Genomic DNA, 17,440 nt, shown 5'->3' on the forward strand with positions numbered 1-17,440 from the left:
CTTTAATAGAAAGAAGGAAAAGAACATGCCCAAATTTGAAGCAGGCACGTTCGATGTTATTGTTATTGGAGCTGGCCATGCGGGAGTTGAGGCGGCACTTTCCGCTGCCAAAATGGGTGCAACAACGCTCGTACTTACAATGAACCTCGACATGATCGCCTTTATGCCATGTAATCCGTCACTCGGTGGTCCCGCTAAAGGGATTGTCGTCCGTGAAATTGATGCACTGGGCGGTGCAATGGGGAAAGTAATTGATAAAACACACATTCAAATGCGGATGTTGAATACAGGCAAAGGACCAGCAGTACGAGCGCTTCGTGCGCAAGCTGATAAAGTCCTTTACCAGTCGGAAATGAAACGTCTCCTGGAAGAACAGGAAAATCTACTACTTCACCAAGGTGTTGTAGAAGAACTAATCGTGGAAGACGATGAAATAAAAGGTGTACTTACGCAAGTCGGTGCAATTTACCGTGCGAAGACAGTCATCATTACAACGGGGACATTCCTGCGCGGTGAAGTTATTATTGGTAACCTAAAATATTCAAGCGGACCGAATAACCAAATGCCTTCAATTAAACTTGCAGACAATATTCGCGAACTTGGCTTTGACATGGTGCGATTCAAAACAGGGACACCGCCTCGTGTGAATAGCAGAACAATTGATTATAGCAAAACTGAAATCCAACCAGGAGATGATACAGCGTGGGCATTCAGTTATGAAACGACTGAATTTATCACTGATCAACTACCATGTTGGCTGACATATACATCACCAAGAACACATGAACTTATTAATGAAAACCTTCACTTGTCACCGATGTATTCCGGGATGATTAAAGGGAAAGGGCCCCGCTATTGCCCATCAATTGAAGATAAAATTGTACGATTTGCTGATAAATCACGTCATCAGATTTTCCTTGAGCCCGAAGGCCGTAATACGCAAGAAGTGTATGTCCAAGGATTATCGACGAGTTTGCCGGAACACGTTCAAAAACAATTGATTGCAAGCGTACCAGGACTTGAAAATGCGGAAATGATGCGTGCAGGTTATGCAATTGAGTATGATGCAATTGTCCCTACGCAACTATGGCCTACACTTGAAACAAAAAGAATTCGTAATTTATATACAGCTGGTCAGCTTAACGGTACATCTGGCTATGAAGAGGCAGCAGGTCAAGGAATCATGGCGGGTATAAATGCAGCTTCCCGTGCACTCGGGAAAGAAGAACGTGTCCTCGGACGTGCTGACGCATATATAGGTGTTCTTATTGATGATCTTGTTACAAAAGGGACAAGCGAGCCATATAGACTTCTGACATCACGTGCCGAATACCGACTGTTGTTGCGTCATGATAATGCGGATATGCGCCTGACTGAAATTGGGTACCAAATAGGGATGATTAGTGAAGAACGACATGATGCGCATATTATTAAAAAGCAACAGATTGAAGAAGAAATTGCCAGACTGCGAAAAGTGACGATTAAGCCTAATAGTGATGTTCAAGACATCATACGTGAAACAGGCGGCTCAGAACTTAGAGAGCCGATGAAAGCAGCAGACCTTCTAAAACGTCCTGAAATAAAATATAGCCAGATAGAAAGAATGGTTCCACCAGAAGAAAAGAAATCAAAAGAAGTAGAAGAGCAAGTTGAAATCTTCATTAAGTATGAAGGTTATATTGAGAAATCATTGCAACAAGTAGATAAAATGAAAAAACTAGAAAACAAAAAAATACCCGATAATATCGACTATAATGCAATATCCGGAATCGCGACGGAAGCTAAAAGTGTACTAAGCGAAGTAAGACCATTATCCATTGCACAAGCATCTCGTATATCCGGCGTTAATCCAGCCGATATTTCAATTCTTCTTGTCTATATCGAACAAGGAAGAATAGCCAAAATTTCGGGTTAAATTAGCTAATGCGGTCTTGTGTTATGTTAGTTAATACAAGCCGCTTACGCTTTTCTTATTGTCTAGACTCCAGCGGCCAGATGCTCGGGTCATAAGTCGATCTGACTATACGGCAAAGGACGCCGTGCCGTCATTTCGTCTTATGCCTGTCGCATCTAGGCGGGCCGCTTACGCTTTTCTTATTGTCTAGGCTCCAGGCGTCAGCTCCTCGGGGGCACAAGTCTTTTTACTACGGCGGCTGTAGTACGCCTCCTACGTAAACAGTCTTGTGCCTGTCGGGGCTGAACGACGCCTTACGCTTTTCTTAAGGGGGAATATTGATGAATGTTGCACAATTTATACAAGCTTTAAAAGAACAAGGTATTGAATTGAGTGAAACGCAAATAGCTCAGTTTAACCAGTATTTTAAACTCTTGGTAGAGTGGAATGAAAAGATGAACTTGACAGCGATTACAGATGCGCCCTCAGTTTATTTAAAACACTTCTATGATTCTATATCCGCGGCTTTTTATATTAATTTGAATGAACCAAAAACAATTTGTGACGTAGGCGCGGGAGCTGGATTTCCAAGTATTCCTTTGAAAATTTGTTTTCCAAACTTAGACGTGACTATTGTGGATTCATTAAATAAAAGAATTGGTTTTCTGAAAGTATTAGCTGAAGAACTTCAGCTAGAAAATGTGCATTTCGTTCATGCAAGAGCTGAGGACTTCGGACAAGACTCCAAGTATCGTGAAAAGTTCGATATCGTCACTGCTCGTGCGGTTGCACGTCTGTCTGTCTTAGCTGAATTATGTATACCACTAGCTAAAAAAGGTGGAATCTTCATTGCGATGAAGGGAGCAGCCGCAGAAGACGAACTTTTAGATGCAAAAAAAGCACTTTCTGTTCTCGGGGCTACCATTAAAAAACAATACTCATTTATTTTGCCAATTGAAAATAGTGAACGAAATATCTTTGTTTTTGATAAAGAGAAAATCACTCCTAAAAAATATCCTCGTAAACCAGGCATTCCGAATAAAATGCCAATTCAGTGAACTGTTTCACGTGGAACAATGAGTAAAGAGGATATACTATCGCCATGCCGAATTAGTAGAATTAGGGAGCAGTATTGAAAAGGTGGTGCCGGGAATGAAAAGTCCGTTTTCACGATTTTTTGGGAGTGGAGATAAAGAATTAGATCCACTAGTAGTGGAAGAGGTTCATCACGAAGTAATTGAACAGGTGAAAATCGAGTTAATAAATCCAAATAAATTTCAACCGCGTACAATATTTTCTGAAGATAAGATTGAAGAACTTGCGAGGACAATCCATACGCATGGTGTCATTCAACCAATCGTCATTCGGAAAATGGGCGAAGAAAATTATGAAATCATCGCTGGAGAGCGTAGATATCGAGCAATGAAAAAATTGGGATGGTCGGAAGTACCGGCGATCATTCGAAACCTTGATGATAAAGAAACTGCATCCATTGCACTTATTGAAAACTTACAGCGTGAAGAATTGACTGCAATTGAAGAAGCATATGCCTATGAAAAACTTCTTGAACTTCATTCCTTAACACAGGAAGCGTTAGCGCAAAGACTAGGAAAAGGTCAGTCAACTGTTGCTAATAAATTGCGTTTACTGAAATTACCCGATGAAATCAAGAATGGAATATTAACAAAAGAAATATCGGAGCGACATGCAAGAGCACTTATTCCAATTAAGGACAGCGAATTACAGTCACAACTTTTTAAGGAAGTAATTGAACAGCAGTTGAATGTCAAACAACTAGAAGCCAGAATCTTTCAGGTTTTACACCCTCCAGAGAATGTAAAAGATAAAAAGACAGCACCTCGGAGAAAATCGGTAAGTAAAGATGTACGAATTGCTCTTAATACTATTAGACAATCACTAGTTCTCGTTACTAAAAGTGGGATAGATGTAAAAACAGAAGAAGAAGATTCAGATGATTTTTATATAATCACTGTTAAAATACCGAAAAAGAAATAAGAAAAGTCCAAGTGCCTTGATAGACCTGAAAAACTTATACTTTCTTATTTTTTAACAAAAGACTCTTGCTTCACATGGCAAGAGTCTTTTTTCTACATATTTCTCTACAAAAAATGTTTTTTTTGTTAAACTAGAAGAAGTTACAAAATTGAAAGAATAAAAGAATAATAAAAGTGCAGGAAAGCAGGTGCAGGTGTGGGCAGAATTATAGCGATAGCCAATCAAAAGGGAGGCGTCGGAAAAACGACAACATCCGTAAATCTAAGTGCTTGCCTTGCTCATATAGGCAAAAAAGTTCTTTTGATTGATACCGATCCGCAAGGGAATGCAACGAGCGGGGTAGGCGTTAACAAGGGGGAAGTCCAACAATGCATTTATGATATTCTAATAGATGATGTTAATATAAAAGATGTTATTCGTTCGACTAAAGTAGAAAACCTTGATATCGTGCCGGCAACTATATCCCTAGCAGGCGCAGAAATTGAGCTAGTTTCAACTATATCCAGAGAAGTACGGATGAAACATGCTATTCAGGAAGCGAAAGATCTGTATGACTACATCATTATCGACTGTCCACCGTCACTTGGTTTACTAACAATAAATGCACTGACCGCGGCTGATTCAATTATCATCCCAGTCCAGTGTGAGTACTATGCGCTTGAAGGTTTAAGTCAACTACTAAGTACGATCCGGCTTGTTCAAAAACATTTAAATGAAGACTTAATGATTGATGGCGTCTTACTTACGATGTTCGATGCAAGAACAAATTTAGGGATTCAAGTTATAGATGAAGTGAAAAAGTATTTTCAAGATAAAGTATACAAAACGATTATTCCAAGAAATGTACGATTGAGTGAGGCACCGAGTCATGGAGAACCGATTATCATTTATGATTCAAGATCACGTGGTGCAGAAGTATACTTAGATCTGGCAAAGGAAGTGGTTCGCAATGGCTAAAGGTCTTGGAAAAGGATTAAATGCTTTATTTCCTGGAGAGTCACTAGCGAAAGTAGAGTCTGTCGAACACATTCATGTGAAAAGTATTAAGGCCAATCCGTACCAACCAAGGAAAGTATTTGATGAAAATGCTATTCAAGAGTTGAGTGCTTCCATTAAAGAACATGGTATTCTTCAACCAATTATTCTTCGGAAAATGGGAACGGCCTACGAAATTGTTGTAGGTGAGAGACGATTCCGTGCAGCACAAATGGCAGGCTTAACTGAAGTTCCAGCGGTTGTCCGTATCTTGACGGACGAAGAAACAATGGAGTTTGCGATTCTTGAAAACTTACAGCGGGAAGACCTAACGCCAATAGAAGAGGCTGAAGCTTATCAAAGCCTCATGGAAAATCTAGGTCTTACACAAGAACAACTAGCATTTAGACTCGGTAAAAGTAGACCTCACATCGCAAACCATGTCCGTTTACTTTCATTGCCTGAAAAAGTAAGAAATTATATTACTGCAGGTAAAATTTCTATGGGGCATGGTCGAACATTACTTGGTCTACGTAAGAAAGAACAAATCGCTCTAGTGGCAGAACGGCTACTAAGAGAAGGACTTAACGTCCGCCAATTAGAAAAGCTGGTTCAAAAAATGAATGAGGATGTTCCACGTGAAACTAAACCAGAAAAGCGTAAAGACTTATTCCTTGCCGAGCGGGAGTCAAATCTGCGTGATTATTTTGGGACAAACGTATCAATAAAGAAAACAAAGAATAAAGGTAAAATTGAAATCGAATTCTTCTCTGAAGATGATCTCGAACGTATTCTTGAATTATTGAACGAATAAGGATGCACCTATTTTGCCGACTGTGCAAAATAGGTTTTATTTTTAACTTTACTCAGCGGGAATCCAACCCCGCTGAATGAAGTTAAAGCCTCCGGCGGATGTCACAGATTTTGAAGGGAGTTAATTGAGCAAGCTCAATTAAAAATCTGGACGCAAATACGCCTCGACGTATTTGATTGAGAGGAAGTGAAAAAGTGATTTTATTTGGAACAGTTGTGAATGTTCTTTTAATAGTTGCAGGTGCGTTCATAGGAAGATTTCTACATAATATACCCGAGCGGATGAAAGAGACTGTCATGTATGGAATTGGGCTTGCGGTTGCTGTTATTGGCATACAAATGACTTTTGAAAGTACGCAAATACTGATTGTTATTATCAGTATTGTCGTTGGTGCAGTAATTGGTGAGTGGATGGATCTCGATAAGAAAGTGAATGATCTGGGACACTGGATGGAGAGCAAGATACCGGCAAGTGATAAAGGTCCGGGCATTGCGCAAGGGTTTGTTACAGCTACGTTGATTTTTGTTGTTGGATCGATGGCCATTATCGGTGCTATCGATAGCGGTCTGAGAAATGATCATGATGTCCTCGTCATGAAAGGGATTATTGATGGTTTCACTGCTATCATTTTAAGCTCAACGCTAGGTATTGGTGTCGCGTTTGCTGCAATTCCTGTATTTTTTTATCAAGGAATTATCACGTTATTTTCTACTCAAATAAGTCGCTTCGTTCCGGATGATTTACTGAACTTCTTCATCTCTGAAATGACAGCGACAGGTGGATTAATGATTTTGGCTATCGGTTTGAATTTAATTGGTTTGACTAAAGTGAGAGTTGCCAACCTGATTCCAGGTATCCTTGTTGTTGGAGTTGCTGTTACTATCGTACACTTCTTTTGATTTAAGACGCCCGTGTGCAAGTTGCAATGCCCGAGCAATAGTGCGGCTCATCTCGTATGGAAGGTAGAGGCGAGTACTTTGCAAAACGGCATGTTCCATGAACCCGGCGATATTGACTATGCCTTTAATGGATACGTCCCCAACTGGGGGTAGCTCCTTACCGACTGCCTTGCCAGGGTGTATAGGTCCACTATTGAAAAGTAATTGTCCGATAGAACTTACTTGTCCTAGGCATGCATCAATTGCTACGATGAAAGCAGTGGGATTAGTGAGTCTGGTTTCATCAATATGCTGTTGTAGATTTAAGGCATGTAATGGACTTTCCAATGTCCCGATTACAGTGAATGGGAACAGGGGAGACTCGGATAGGAAAGAACCAGTAAGTGGCCCTAGCGAGTCACCGGTAGATCGATCGGTTCCGATGCAGAAAAAAGTGAGATCTTGGGTTTCGAATGGAATGTGCTGGAGGAATAATGAACTGAGTTTCCAAACGGCACCTGTCTCCTTATGGTGAATGCGATAATCATATGGTGTAGAAAGAGTAGATCGCATGAAAAAACTCCATTTCTTTTTTTTATAACTCAGTCTACGCTTGCAAGTGATTTATTATACGAAAGGAAGAGGATTGTGGCAGTAACTATAAATGAAGACTTTGAAAAGTTGAAAGAAGATGCTGAAGAAGTAGGTAACATACTATTTAGTTCGAAAACTTGGTTTGATCTTGGCATGCTAGGACTTAAAGTAATCTTCATTATCTTGCTATCCATTATTGTAGTGAAAATAGGTAAAAGCGTTATTCGCCGCGCATTCAAGGTGAGACTGAAAGGCGCTTTACGTCATACAGAGCGCCGTGAAACAACATTGGTTAAGCTGCTTCAAAATACATTGTCATATGTCGTCTATTTCGCAGCAATTCTAGCAATCCTTTCTGCATTTACAATCAATGTTACAGGAATTCTTGCAGGGGCTGGAGTGTTAGGTCTGGCAGTCGGTTTTGGTGCCCAAAGTCTTGTGAAGGATATTATCAGCGGTTTCTTCATCATTTTTGAAGATCAATTTTCTGTGGGTGATTATGTACAAATTGGTTTAACAGTTGGAACGGTTGAAGAAATTGGTTTACGTACGACAAAAATTAGTGCGTATGGCGGGGAAGTACATATCATCCCGAACGGAAATATTTCAGAGGTCGTGAACTACTCAATTAATAATTCACTGGCTATAGTGGATATTAGACTTGGATATGAAACAGACATCGCGAAAACGGAAAAACTGTTGGAAGAGTATCTTGCAAATTTATCTGTTGGATATGAAGCGCTGATATCACAGCCAACTATCGTAGGCGTACAAGATTTGGGAGCATCTGAAATTATTATGAGAATCACAGCAGAAACCCAGCCTGTTATGCAATACGAAATTGCGAGGAAATTACGCAAGGATTTGAAAATATTCCTGGATCAGAACGGTATTGAAATACCGTACCCGAAAATGGTTATGTATCAACCGAAAAATGAGGTGTAAATAGATGGTGGAAAAAATCTTTGGGTTAAATGACATTGTTGAAATGAAAAAGCAGCATCCATGCGGAACGAACGCATGGAAAATCATCCGGATGGGGGCGGATATCCGCATTAAGTGCGAGGGATGTGGTCACAGCGTAATGATTCCACGTAATGAATTTGCGAAGAAGATGAAAAAGCTGCTTGTAAAGGCTGAATCTTAAGCTGTTCAGATTCCAGGCGTTCCGCTAGCAGATGGACAACTAGGCCTGCTGTCCTTATAATGGAAGAGTTGCATATGGAATGTATGAGTAAAAGAATTAACATATAATGGAGGCTTCTTTAAGCGAAAGTACCGCTTAAAAAGCTAAATGAAAGGTTGTGGAACGAATGGCATTAACAGCTGGAATCGTCGGTCTACCAAACGTAGGTAAATCTACACTATTCAATGCGATTACAAAAGCGGGGGCAGAGGCGGCAAACTATCCGTTCTGTACAATTGATCCGAACGTTGGAATCGTTGAAGTACCTGATGAAAGACTAGATAAACTTACAGAATTAGTAACACCGAAAAAAACAGTACCGACTGCATTTGAGTTTACAGACATCGCAGGAATTGTTGAAGGAGCAAGCAAAGGTGAAGGGCTAGGGAATAAATTCCTTATGCACATCCGTGAAGTGGATGCAATCTGTCAGGTTGTCCGTTGCTTCGTAGACGAAAATATAACACATGTAGCTGGTAAAGTTGATCCAATCGATGATATCGAAATCATCAATCTTGAATTGATTCTTGCAGATATGGAAGCCGTTGAAAAACGATTGGCACGTGTTACCAAAATGGTGAAACAGAAAGATAAAGTGGCAATGGCAGAAGAGCCAATCTTGATTAGATTAAGAGAAGCATTTGAAAATGAAAAACCTGCTCGTTCTGTTGAGTTTACTGACGAGGAACTTATCCTTGCAAAAGGGATGAACCTTTTGACGATTAAACCGATGCTCTATGTAGCAAACGTTGCGGAAGATGAAGTTGCAGATGCAGACAATAATGAGAATGTTAAAGCTGTCCGCGCATTTGCGGAAAAAGATAGTGCACAAGTAATTGTTGTTTGTGCAAAAATCGAAGAAGAAATGGCTGAACTTGAAGATGATGAAAAAGCGATGTTCCTTGAAGAGTTGGGCATCAAGGAATCGGGCCTCGATCAACTTATCAAAGCATCTTATAAGCTTCTTGGCTTTGCAACATACTTCACAGCGGGCGTACAAGAAGTTCGTGCGTGGACATTCCGTAAAGGGATGAAAGCACCGCAATGTGCTGGAATCATTCACACTGACTTCGAACGCGGCTTCATCCGTGCTGAAACAGTAGCATATGATGACCTAGTTGCAACAGGTTCAATGGCTGCTGCAAAAGAGGCAGGAAAAGTTCGTCTTGAAGGAAAAGAATACATTGTTAAAGACGGCGACGTTATGCTGTTCCGTTTTAACGTTTAAGTACCAATAAATACTACTTTGGAATGTTACATTCCAGTACGTCTGTTGCTTAGCCAAAAGTAACCAGAAAATAACTTGATCACACTGGGTGCTACGTGCAACGTTGTACTTGGATTGCTTTGGTTTGAACGACTACTCTATCATTATCGAGATGTCTGGATGTGTAGGGATGCGACTTGGTCGCATCCCTACACATTTTTTTTCGGTAATCGCATGGTGGTCCTTCTTCCGTCGCGCTCCAAATTAATAAGTATACGTAGTTCTGAAGCTTTTTGGGACGAAAGAATAGCTGGCTTCTTACCAGGAGAAAAGCCGCCAAAGATGCAATTTTGGCGGCTGATGCTTTCTATATAGTTTTTTCATTTTTTATTAAAGAAGTGTCACTCTCAAGTATGTATCACATGATTAGATGTATACTTTTTGTTAAAAGTAAGCAAGAAGCACATTATACAACGTGCAAGAGTGCCCGAAATTGCATCTTCGGGCACTTACACTCGCCATAGAATGTCATCTACTCTTTTCTTCCAAAACAACTGCATTTTACACTTGAACATTGTAGGTACGCGACAGGCAACTAGCCACACTAGGACACCTCAGTAAATCTGACATGAATAGTTCCCCGAAAGCGAGCCGAAAATAGAGGATATCAAGCCCTTCTCACCAGCATTTCATGTAAATAAATGGTTAATCAACAGACCTAACATTCCAGAGGGGCATTTTTATTTTTCAATGTAGTTCTCCAATTCAATTCCCTTGTCAGGCGAATAGACATAAAGTTTCGGTAATTCAGGATCGTCTTTCACAACCCAATCGTTGGGCAGTTCTTTCAACTCCTTATACATAGCGAAGTCGCCAGCTGCCCCGCCTATCAATAAAGCAGACAGGCTGACTAGCAAACCACTTCCAATATAAAGACCGATAACGGCTGGAAGAATACCTGTCGTCCAAAAAGGGAGCAGTAGCGCTTTTCGTATAGCACGGTTTGTCATAAGTTGATCGGTTGTCGCATACGCGATGCCCATTTTTAGATTAACTCCAACAATCATCTTTTTCCATGGGACATCACCAAATACACGGAAGCCAAGCAGGTGAAATAGTTCATGCAGAATGATCAGCAGGATATAGCCTATAATGAAAAAAACAATTGTCCATAAGCTAAGTGAAAACGAAAAATCTCTTTCAATAACAATTTTAAGAAACCATAATAAAAGGAAAGCACTTGCGGTTAAAACTAGGCTGCTCTTAGCCACTTTTGGTAAATCAATCTCAATTATTTTGTCGGGTACAGGAAATTCATTCAATGAAAATCACCTCTATTCAAAAGTATACAAGAAAATAGTTGAAAGATGAATGGAACTGTGCTAATATGTACTGATGTGAGTAATATAATTACTTACTCCTTGCCCGCTGAAATCAGCAGGGCCCAAGTCCATAAGGAGGTGACTACAGATGAGAAAGTACGAAATTATGTACATTATCCGCCCAACAGTAGAAGATGAAGCGAAAAAAGCGTTGATTGAACGTTTTGACGAAGTTCTTCTTTCTAATGGTGCAGAAAACATCGAGTCGAAAGAGTGGGGCAAGCGCCGTCTTGCTTACGAAATCGACGATCTACGTGAAGGTTTCTATCAACTAATTAAGTTGAATGCAGAAACTAAAGCAATCGATGAATTTACACGTCTTGCGAACATCAACGAAGATATTCTTCGTCATATGACTGTCCGCATTGAAGATTAATCCATATATGAATAATGAACAGGTGAAACTTACAAAATGATGAGGGAGGTTGAATTCTAATGATTAACCGAGTTGTTTTAGTAGGGCGATTGACAAAAGATCCTGAACTCAAGTATACACAAACCGGTATTGCTGTTACACGTTTTACGTTAGCAGTAAACCGAGCTTTTCAAAGCGCTTCAGGCGAAAGAGAAGCTGATTTCATCAGTTGTGTTGCTTGGAGAAAACAGGCTGAAAACGTTGCAAACTTCTTGAAAAAGGGAAGTCTTGTCGGAGTAGATGGCCGTATTCAGACGGGCAGCTTTGAAGGACAAGATGGAAAGCGTGTTTATACTACAGAAGTTGTAGCAGACAGCACGCAATTTCTCGAACCGCGCAATGCATCTGGCGAAAATAGATCGGGAGCTGGCGGTGGGGCACCTTACCAAGGTTCTCAACAAAGCGAACAACCGAGCTATCAGAATCAGCAGTCAAACCAACAATACAAACAATCTAACCAGCAATCTCAACAGCCTAATCAGCAAAATTACACACGTACTGACGATGATCCATTCTCGACAGGCGGAGGTCCGATAGAAGTATCGGACGACGACCTGCCGTTCTAAGAATCTACCCGTCATTATGAATTAAGTAAGGAGGGGAACAACTATGGCACCACGTCGTGGAGGAAAGAGACGCCGTAAAGTTTGTTATTTCACATCAAACAACATTACTAAAATCGATTATAAAGATACAGATATGCTTAAGAAATTTATTTCTGAGCGTGGAAAAATCTTGCCTCGCCGGGTAACTGGTACAAGCGCGAAGTATCAGCGTAAACTGACACTTGCAATCAAACGCTCACGTATCATGGCACTTCTTCCATTCAGTTCGGAAGAAAGATAATTTTATTTAGATAGACCGCCTCGTCAGACCGACACAACCGGTATGGGGGCGGTCTTTTTATTCGGGTAAAAGAAGTACATATGTTCTTGGTTTGGTTTAAAAACAATAATCATGATACAATTGAAGCAACTATCCATAGTAATTGGAAGTTAGAAGTATGGATAGAATTAGTCGTCCAACGAAAGACCGGAGGAATCTATATTATGCAAGACAATGCAAGGAAAATTACGTACGGAGCAATGATGATTGCGCTATTTGCAATCTTGCTTGCGGTATCGTTATATACGCCATTTCTCGGAAATGTCACTATGTTCTTTATTGCGTTACCGATTATTTTGTACAGATTGAAATACGACAGGAATTCGTCCCTTCTTACATTGGCGGCCGGTATCGTGTTGTCATTATTAATCGGAGGTATTCTACTCGTTCCAATCGCTTTCGTCCATGGAATTCTTGGATTCATTATCGGAGAAACCATTGTGAGGGGCAAATCAAAGTTATATATCTTCATGGCTTCTGGACTCACTCTACTTATCACGGGGATGGGCGTTTATGTTGGGGCTGTCCTTTTCTTCGGATTCAATATGATTGATGCATTAATGACGGTTATGGAGGAAACTAAAGAGCAGATGAAGTCGTTCATGGCTAACTATGGCGGCGTACCGGATGGCTATGATGAAATCGTTACATCAACGTTTCAGATGTACGAGTACACAATTCCATCTATCTTCATCATAAGTATTTTCATGTTAGCTTTCATTCTTCTCACGCTAAACCTTGGAGTTGCCAAGCGACTGGGATTTGAAGTACCCAAGTTTCCACCATTCCGTGAAATGAAACTACCAATGATTGCGGTGATTTTGTACGGGGCAATTCTTCTTATTACGCTCTTTGCAGGTGTGAAGCCGGGCACTAATCTATATCTGATTACCGTCAACGCAACTACTGTTTTGAGATTCTTGTTTCTACTGCAAGGTGTTTCACTTATCCATTACTATGTAAATGAAATGAAGTTACCGAAAGTAGCGACAGTTGTGGCCACGATTTTTGCACTAATGCTGGCTCCGATAACGACGATGCTCGGGATACTTGATACGGGAGTGAATCTACGTGCCTGGCTTAGAAAAGACAAGTCAAAATAAGGGGATGGGACAATGACGTCATTTTTTAGAAAAAGAGCAATACGCTATCCGTTGACGGTATTGTCGATTCTGGGCGTGATGGCGGCAGTGCTCCTGCTCTTATTCCAGTTTTGGCCTGGACTTCTTTTCTCCGTCTTATTTATAGTTACAATGGGATTTACATGGAAAATGGAAGAACAGACTTATATCGAAACAGAGAAACATATCGAAACATTATCGTACAGGATGAAGAAAGTCGGAGAAGAAGCACTTCTTGAATTGCCGATTGGAATTATCCTTATTAATGAAAAAAATATTGTTGAGTGGGCTAACCCGTACGCAGCAAAAGTATTTGCACATCAGGAAACCCTTATCGGAGATGACTTGTTCGATCTATCTGGACAGTTTCATGCGATCTTAAAAAATGAAAAGATAGAAAATAATGTTTTGACGATTGGAGAACAATCGTATAAGGTTTTTTATAAAGCAGAAGAAAAACTTATTTATTTATTTGATATTACGGAGCAACTAGTGATGGAGACTCTTTATTATGCAGACCGTACAGTTCTCGGTATTATTCTTGTCGATAATTATGATGAAGTATCACAGGCAATGGACGATCAGACAAGAAGTCAGCTTAATTCATTGGTAACCTCACTTGTAAATAGCTGGGGAACAACAAATGGGATATTTGTAAAACGAATTGCGACTGATCGTTTCTTGGCTGTCTTTAACGAGGCAACATTGGCTGATTTGGAAAAAACAAAATTCTCGATTTTAGATGACATTCGTGAAACAACTGCTAAGCAGAGTACGGCACTGACACTAAGTATAGGTGTGGGTGTGGGATCTACTTCATTAATCGAATTGGGCGAACTGGCACAGTCGAGTTTAGATCTTGTACTGGGACGCGGCGGTGACCAAGTGGCCATCAAACGTTCTGACGGGAAGTTGAAATTTTATGGCGGTAAAACAAATCCCGTTGAAAAAAGGACCCGTGTTCGTGCAAGAGTCATCTCACATGCGTTGCGAGATCTTATTCAAGGCAGTGATAAAGTATTTATCATGGGTCACAAAATGCCTGACATGGACGCAATCGGTGCAGCAATTGGTGTTCGAAAAATGGCCCGCAAGAATAATATTGAGGGATATGTAGTCGTCAATTTCAATGAACTTGATGGAAGCGTCACACGGCTTATGGACGAAATTAGACGTGATACGGATCTGTTCAATCAATTCATCACGCCCGATGAGGCGCTTTCGATGATTACAGAGAAATCATTGATCATTGTTGTTGATACGCATAAACCGAGTATGGTCATTGATGAACGAGTTATCGATAAAGCAGAGAAGGTTGTCGTCATTGATCACCATCGACGTGGAGAAGAGTTTATCAAGAACACGATGCTTGTCTACATGGAACCATATGCGTCATCCACTGCGGAGCTCGTAACCGAATTAATTGAATACCAGCCTAAACAAGAAAAACTTACGATGCTTGAATCGACAGCCCTTCTAGCGGGTATTATCGTCGATACGAAAAGCTTCACACTCCGCACAGGGGCAAGGACGTTCGAAGCAGCATCGTATCTGCGAACCAATGGAGCAGATACAATACTCGTTCAGCGCCTGTTAAAAGAGGATATCGCTACTTATGTCCTGAGGTCTAAACTGATTGAAACTGTTGAATTGTCCGACGCGGGGATTGCCATTGCAAAAGGAGAGAACCAAGTCGTTTATGGTTCTGTTTTGATAGCTCAAACGGCTGATATTCTTCTTACAATGCAAGGCGTCGCAGCTTCATTCGTCATTGCATCCCGTGCAGATGGTAAAATAGGAATAAGCGCTCGTTCTCTCGGTGAATTGAATGTTCAACTCATCATGGAAGAACTTGGAGGCGGCGGCCATTTGACGAACGCAGCATGCCAGCTCGATGTTGAGTCTGTGGAAGCAGCAAAAGAAATGTTAACGGCTGTACTGAATACAAAGATGGAAAGGGGAAATTCATAATGAAAGTAATCTTATTGAAAGACGTAAAAAGTATTGGAGCAAAAGGTGATGTGAAAGAGGTATCTGTGGGGTACGCACAAAACTTCCTACTGAAAAATAAATTGGCGGTTGAAGCAACGCCAGGGAATATTAGCAGACTTGAAGGTCAAAAAAATCGGGTCGCTAAAGATGCAGCAGAAGAATTAGCAGAAGCAAAAGAGCTAAAAGAGCAAATTGATAAAATTACGGTAGAAATGAAAGCTAAATCTGGTGAAGGTGGAAGGCTATTTGGTTCAATTACAACAAAACAAATTGCTGAAGCATTAAATAAAACTGAAGGTATAAAAGTGGACCGTCGTAAAATGGAATTACCGGATGCAATCCGTGCACTTGGCTTCACGAATGTTCCAATCAGAATTCATCCAGACGTGACGGCAACACTTAAAGTACATGTAGTGGAAGAAGGATAAGGAGAGATTGGGTAGATGAATCAGATGATTGATCGCGTCCCACCACATAATAATGAAGCGGAGCAGTCGGTTATCGGGGCAATTTTCCTTGAACCACAAGCGCTCATTACAGCGGCAGAACTTCTTATGCCAGAAGATTTCTATAGGATGGCGCATGAGAAAATCTTCCAAACGATGATTATTCTAAGTGACAAAGGTCAGGCAATTGACGTTGTCACGGTCACGGAAGAACTATCTGCTAAAAAAGAACTGGAAGATGTCGGCGGTATTTCGTATTTGATGGAGATCGCCAACTCCGTACCAACAGCAGCTAACATTGTGCATTATGCCCGTATCGTTGAAGAGAAAGCACTTTTACGGCGGCTTATCCGTGTGGCTACTTCAATCGTTGAAGACGGTTACGCGCGGGAGGACGAAGTAGAGGCACTTTTAGCTGAAGCGGAAAAGAAAATGATGGAAGTATCCAACCGGAAAAATGCTGGGGATTTTCGTCATATTAAAGACGTCCTCGTTGAAACGTATGACAGTATCGAACTTCTTCATACGCAAAAAGGTGATGTTACAGGTATTCCAACAGGTTTCCGGGATTTAGATAAAATCACAGCCGGTTTTCAGCGCAATGACTTAATCATTGTTGCCGCGCGTCCGTCTGTTGGTAAGACCGCATTCGCATTGAACGTGGCGCAAAATGTTGCGACTAAAACCGATGAAAACGTCGCAATCTTTAGTTTGGAGATGGGTGCGGAGCAGCTCGTTATGCGGATGCTTTGTGCGGAAGGTAATATTGATGCACAAGTGCTTCGTACAGGTGCTCTTGAAGCGGAAGACTGGCGTAAACTTACGATGGCAATGGGTAGCCTTTCAAATGCCGGTATTTTCATCGATGATTCGCCGGGTATCCGTGTCAATGACATTCGTTCTAAATGCCGTCGCTTGCAACAGGAGCACGGCTTGGGCATGATAATGATTGACTATATGCAACTGATTGCAGGAAGCGGCACTAAGCCCGGTGAAAACCGGCAGCAGGAAGTTTCAGAAATCTCCCGTTCGTTGAAATCACTTGCGAGGGAATTGAAAGTACCGGTTATTGCACTGTCTCAGCTGTCACGTGGTGTTGAGCAACGCGTGGATAAGCGCCCGATGATGTCCGATCTCCGGGAATCAGGGAGTATTGAGCAAGATGCGGATATCGTTTCATTCCTATACCGTGAGGACTATTATGATAAAGAAACAGAAAATCAGAATATGATTGAAATTATCATAGCCAAACAACGGAATGGTCCAACAGGTACAGTAACCCTTGCTTTTGCAAAGGAATACAACAAATTTGTCAATATTGACTGGAGTCAGCACGAATCTCCGGATTATTGATAAACACAAACATTATTTCGGGTCTTTGGAAATAACACCATCAAATAGAGAAAGACGTCTTGTGATACCGAGGTTTCCCGGTAGACAAGACGTCTTTCTTTTTTATCGAAAAATACCTGAAAGTGACGTAGCAAAGTCGAAACAATGAAAAATAAATTGTCGAATAGAACGCTAAATGTATAAATAGCAAGGTAATAGTCGAGTAATGTGATAGAAAAGAAAGTTGAGAGAACCCTCTATCATTACAAAATTAATAGTTAATAAATGGATGCTATTCTACAT

At 40.8% G+C, this 17,440-nt stretch carries 18 protein-coding genes; 16 read left to right on the forward strand and 2 right to left on the reverse strand.

The genetic code is table 11. The features are described 5' to 3' along the window. The first annotated feature begins 25 nt into the window (after positions 1-25). From mnmG to MKY15_RS07545, 6 genes are all read left to right on the forward strand, one after another. Positions 26-1,915 (forward strand): tRNA uridine-5-carboxymethylaminomethyl(34) synthesis enzyme MnmG, encoded by a 1,890-nt coding sequence (gene mnmG, locus MKY15_RS07520; RefSeq protein ID WP_067204093.1) that lies wholly within the window; start codon positions 26-28, stop codon positions 1,913-1,915. 320 nt (positions 1,916-2,235) lie between these two features. Further along, complete coding sequence (rsmG, locus tag MKY15_RS07525) at positions 2,236-2,952, forward strand: 16S rRNA (guanine(527)-N(7))-methyltransferase RsmG (protein WP_067204096.1); 717 nt, start codon at positions 2,236-2,238, stop codon at positions 2,950-2,952. A 94-nt stretch (positions 2,953-3,046) separates the two neighbouring features. Then, positions 3,047-3,910: a nucleoid occlusion protein gene (gene noc / locus MKY15_RS07530; RefSeq protein ID WP_067204099.1), complete on the forward strand. Its 864-nt coding sequence runs from the start codon at positions 3,047-3,049 to the stop codon at positions 3,908-3,910. Positions 3,911-4,105: 195 nt separating this feature from the next. Continuing rightward, the gene (locus MKY15_RS07535) at positions 4,106-4,867 is read left to right on the forward strand and encodes an AAA family ATPase (protein WP_067204101.1); all 762 of its coding nucleotides are present in this window, start codon (positions 4,106-4,108) and stop codon (positions 4,865-4,867) included. Next, positions 4,860-5,699, forward strand: coding sequence for a ParB/RepB/Spo0J family partition protein (locus MKY15_RS07540; protein ID WP_338654397.1), 840 nt, complete (start codon positions 4,860-4,862; stop codon positions 5,697-5,699). Before MKY15_RS07535 ends, MKY15_RS07540 begins: the two co-directional genes overlap by 8 nt. A 194-nt stretch (positions 5,700-5,893) precedes the next feature. Then, entirely contained in the window at positions 5,894-6,598 is a 705-nt protein-coding gene (locus MKY15_RS07545; protein WP_187046283.1) for a DUF554 domain-containing protein, read from the forward strand. Here the strand turns inward: MKY15_RS07545 and yyaC are convergent. Continuing rightward, on the reverse strand, positions 6,509-7,150 hold the full coding sequence (gene yyaC / locus MKY15_RS07550) for a spore protease YyaC (RefSeq protein ID WP_187046284.1): 642 nt from the start codon (positions 7,148-7,150) through the stop codon (positions 6,509-6,511). The two genes, MKY15_RS07545 and yyaC, sit on opposite strands and share 90 nt — an antisense overlap. 75 nt (positions 7,151-7,225) lie before the next feature. Here yyaC and MKY15_RS07555 point away from each other — a divergent pair, with 75 nt between their 5' ends. The 3 genes from MKY15_RS07555 (at position 7,226) to ychF (ending at position 9,585) form a co-directional block, all read left to right on the forward strand. Continuing rightward, entirely contained in the window at positions 7,226-8,116 is an 891-nt protein-coding gene (locus MKY15_RS07555; RefSeq protein ID WP_231885745.1) for a mechanosensitive ion channel family protein, read from the forward strand. Positions 8,117-8,120: 4 nt separating this feature from the next. After that, complete coding sequence (locus MKY15_RS07560; protein WP_067204109.1) at positions 8,121-8,318, forward strand: DUF951 domain-containing protein; 198 nt, start codon at positions 8,121-8,123, stop codon at positions 8,316-8,318. Positions 8,319-8,484: 166 nt separating this feature from the next. Beyond that, a complete protein-coding gene (ychF, locus tag MKY15_RS07565) occupies positions 8,485-9,585 on the forward strand; it encodes a redox-regulated ATPase YchF (protein ID WP_067204112.1) in 1,101 nt (366 codons plus the stop codon). 719 nt (positions 9,586-10,304) lie between these two features. Here ychF and MKY15_RS07570 read toward each other — a convergent pair. After that, positions 10,305-10,886: a DUF3267 domain-containing protein gene (locus tag MKY15_RS07570; protein ID WP_342539326.1), complete on the reverse strand. Its 582-nt coding sequence runs from the start codon at positions 10,884-10,886 to the stop codon at positions 10,305-10,307. Positions 10,887-11,034: 148 nt separating this feature from the next. Here MKY15_RS07570 and rpsF point away from each other — a divergent pair, with 148 nt between their 5' ends. The 7 genes from rpsF (at position 11,035) to dnaB (ending at position 17,158) form a co-directional block, all read left to right on the forward strand. After that, the gene (gene rpsF, locus MKY15_RS07575) at positions 11,035-11,322 is read left to right on the forward strand and encodes a 30S ribosomal protein S6 (protein ID WP_067204117.1); all 288 of its coding nucleotides are present in this window, start codon (positions 11,035-11,037) and stop codon (positions 11,320-11,322) included. Between the two features lie 59 nt (positions 11,323-11,381). Then, positions 11,382-11,927, forward strand: a complete 546-nt coding sequence (gene ssb / locus MKY15_RS07580; RefSeq protein WP_067204120.1) for a single-stranded DNA-binding protein — start codon at positions 11,382-11,384, stop codon at positions 11,925-11,927. Positions 11,928-11,970: 43 nt separating this feature from the next. Next, positions 11,971-12,207 (forward strand): 30S ribosomal protein S18, encoded by a 237-nt coding sequence (gene rpsR / locus MKY15_RS07585; protein ID WP_067204122.1) that lies wholly within the window; start codon positions 11,971-11,973, stop codon positions 12,205-12,207. 86 nt (positions 12,208-12,293) lie between these two features. Further along, positions 12,294-13,349, forward strand: coding sequence for a DUF2232 domain-containing protein (locus MKY15_RS07590; protein ID WP_340741139.1), 1,056 nt, complete (start codon positions 12,294-12,296; stop codon positions 13,347-13,349). A gap of 12 nt (positions 13,350-13,361) precedes the next feature. Then, positions 13,362-15,338 (forward strand): DHH family phosphoesterase, encoded by a 1,977-nt coding sequence (locus MKY15_RS07595; protein ID WP_067204127.1) that lies wholly within the window; start codon positions 13,362-13,364, stop codon positions 15,336-15,338. Continuing rightward, positions 15,338-15,787 carry a 50S ribosomal protein L9 gene (rplI, locus tag MKY15_RS07600; RefSeq protein WP_187046287.1) on the forward strand — a complete coding sequence of 150 codons (450 nt, stop codon included), beginning with the start codon at positions 15,338-15,340 and terminating at the stop codon, positions 15,785-15,787. Before MKY15_RS07595 ends, rplI begins: the two co-directional genes overlap by 1 nt. 15 nt (positions 15,788-15,802) lie before the next feature. Next, positions 15,803-17,158 (forward strand): replicative DNA helicase, encoded by a 1,356-nt coding sequence (gene dnaB / locus MKY15_RS07605; protein ID WP_067204134.1) that lies wholly within the window; start codon positions 15,803-15,805, stop codon positions 17,156-17,158. Positions 17,159-17,440 lie beyond the last annotated feature (282 nt).

It is taken from the genome of Sporosarcina sp. FSL K6-1540 (assembly GCF_038620285.1).
Lineage (GTDB): Bacteria > Bacillota > Bacilli > Bacillales_A > Planococcaceae > Sporosarcina > Sporosarcina psychrophila.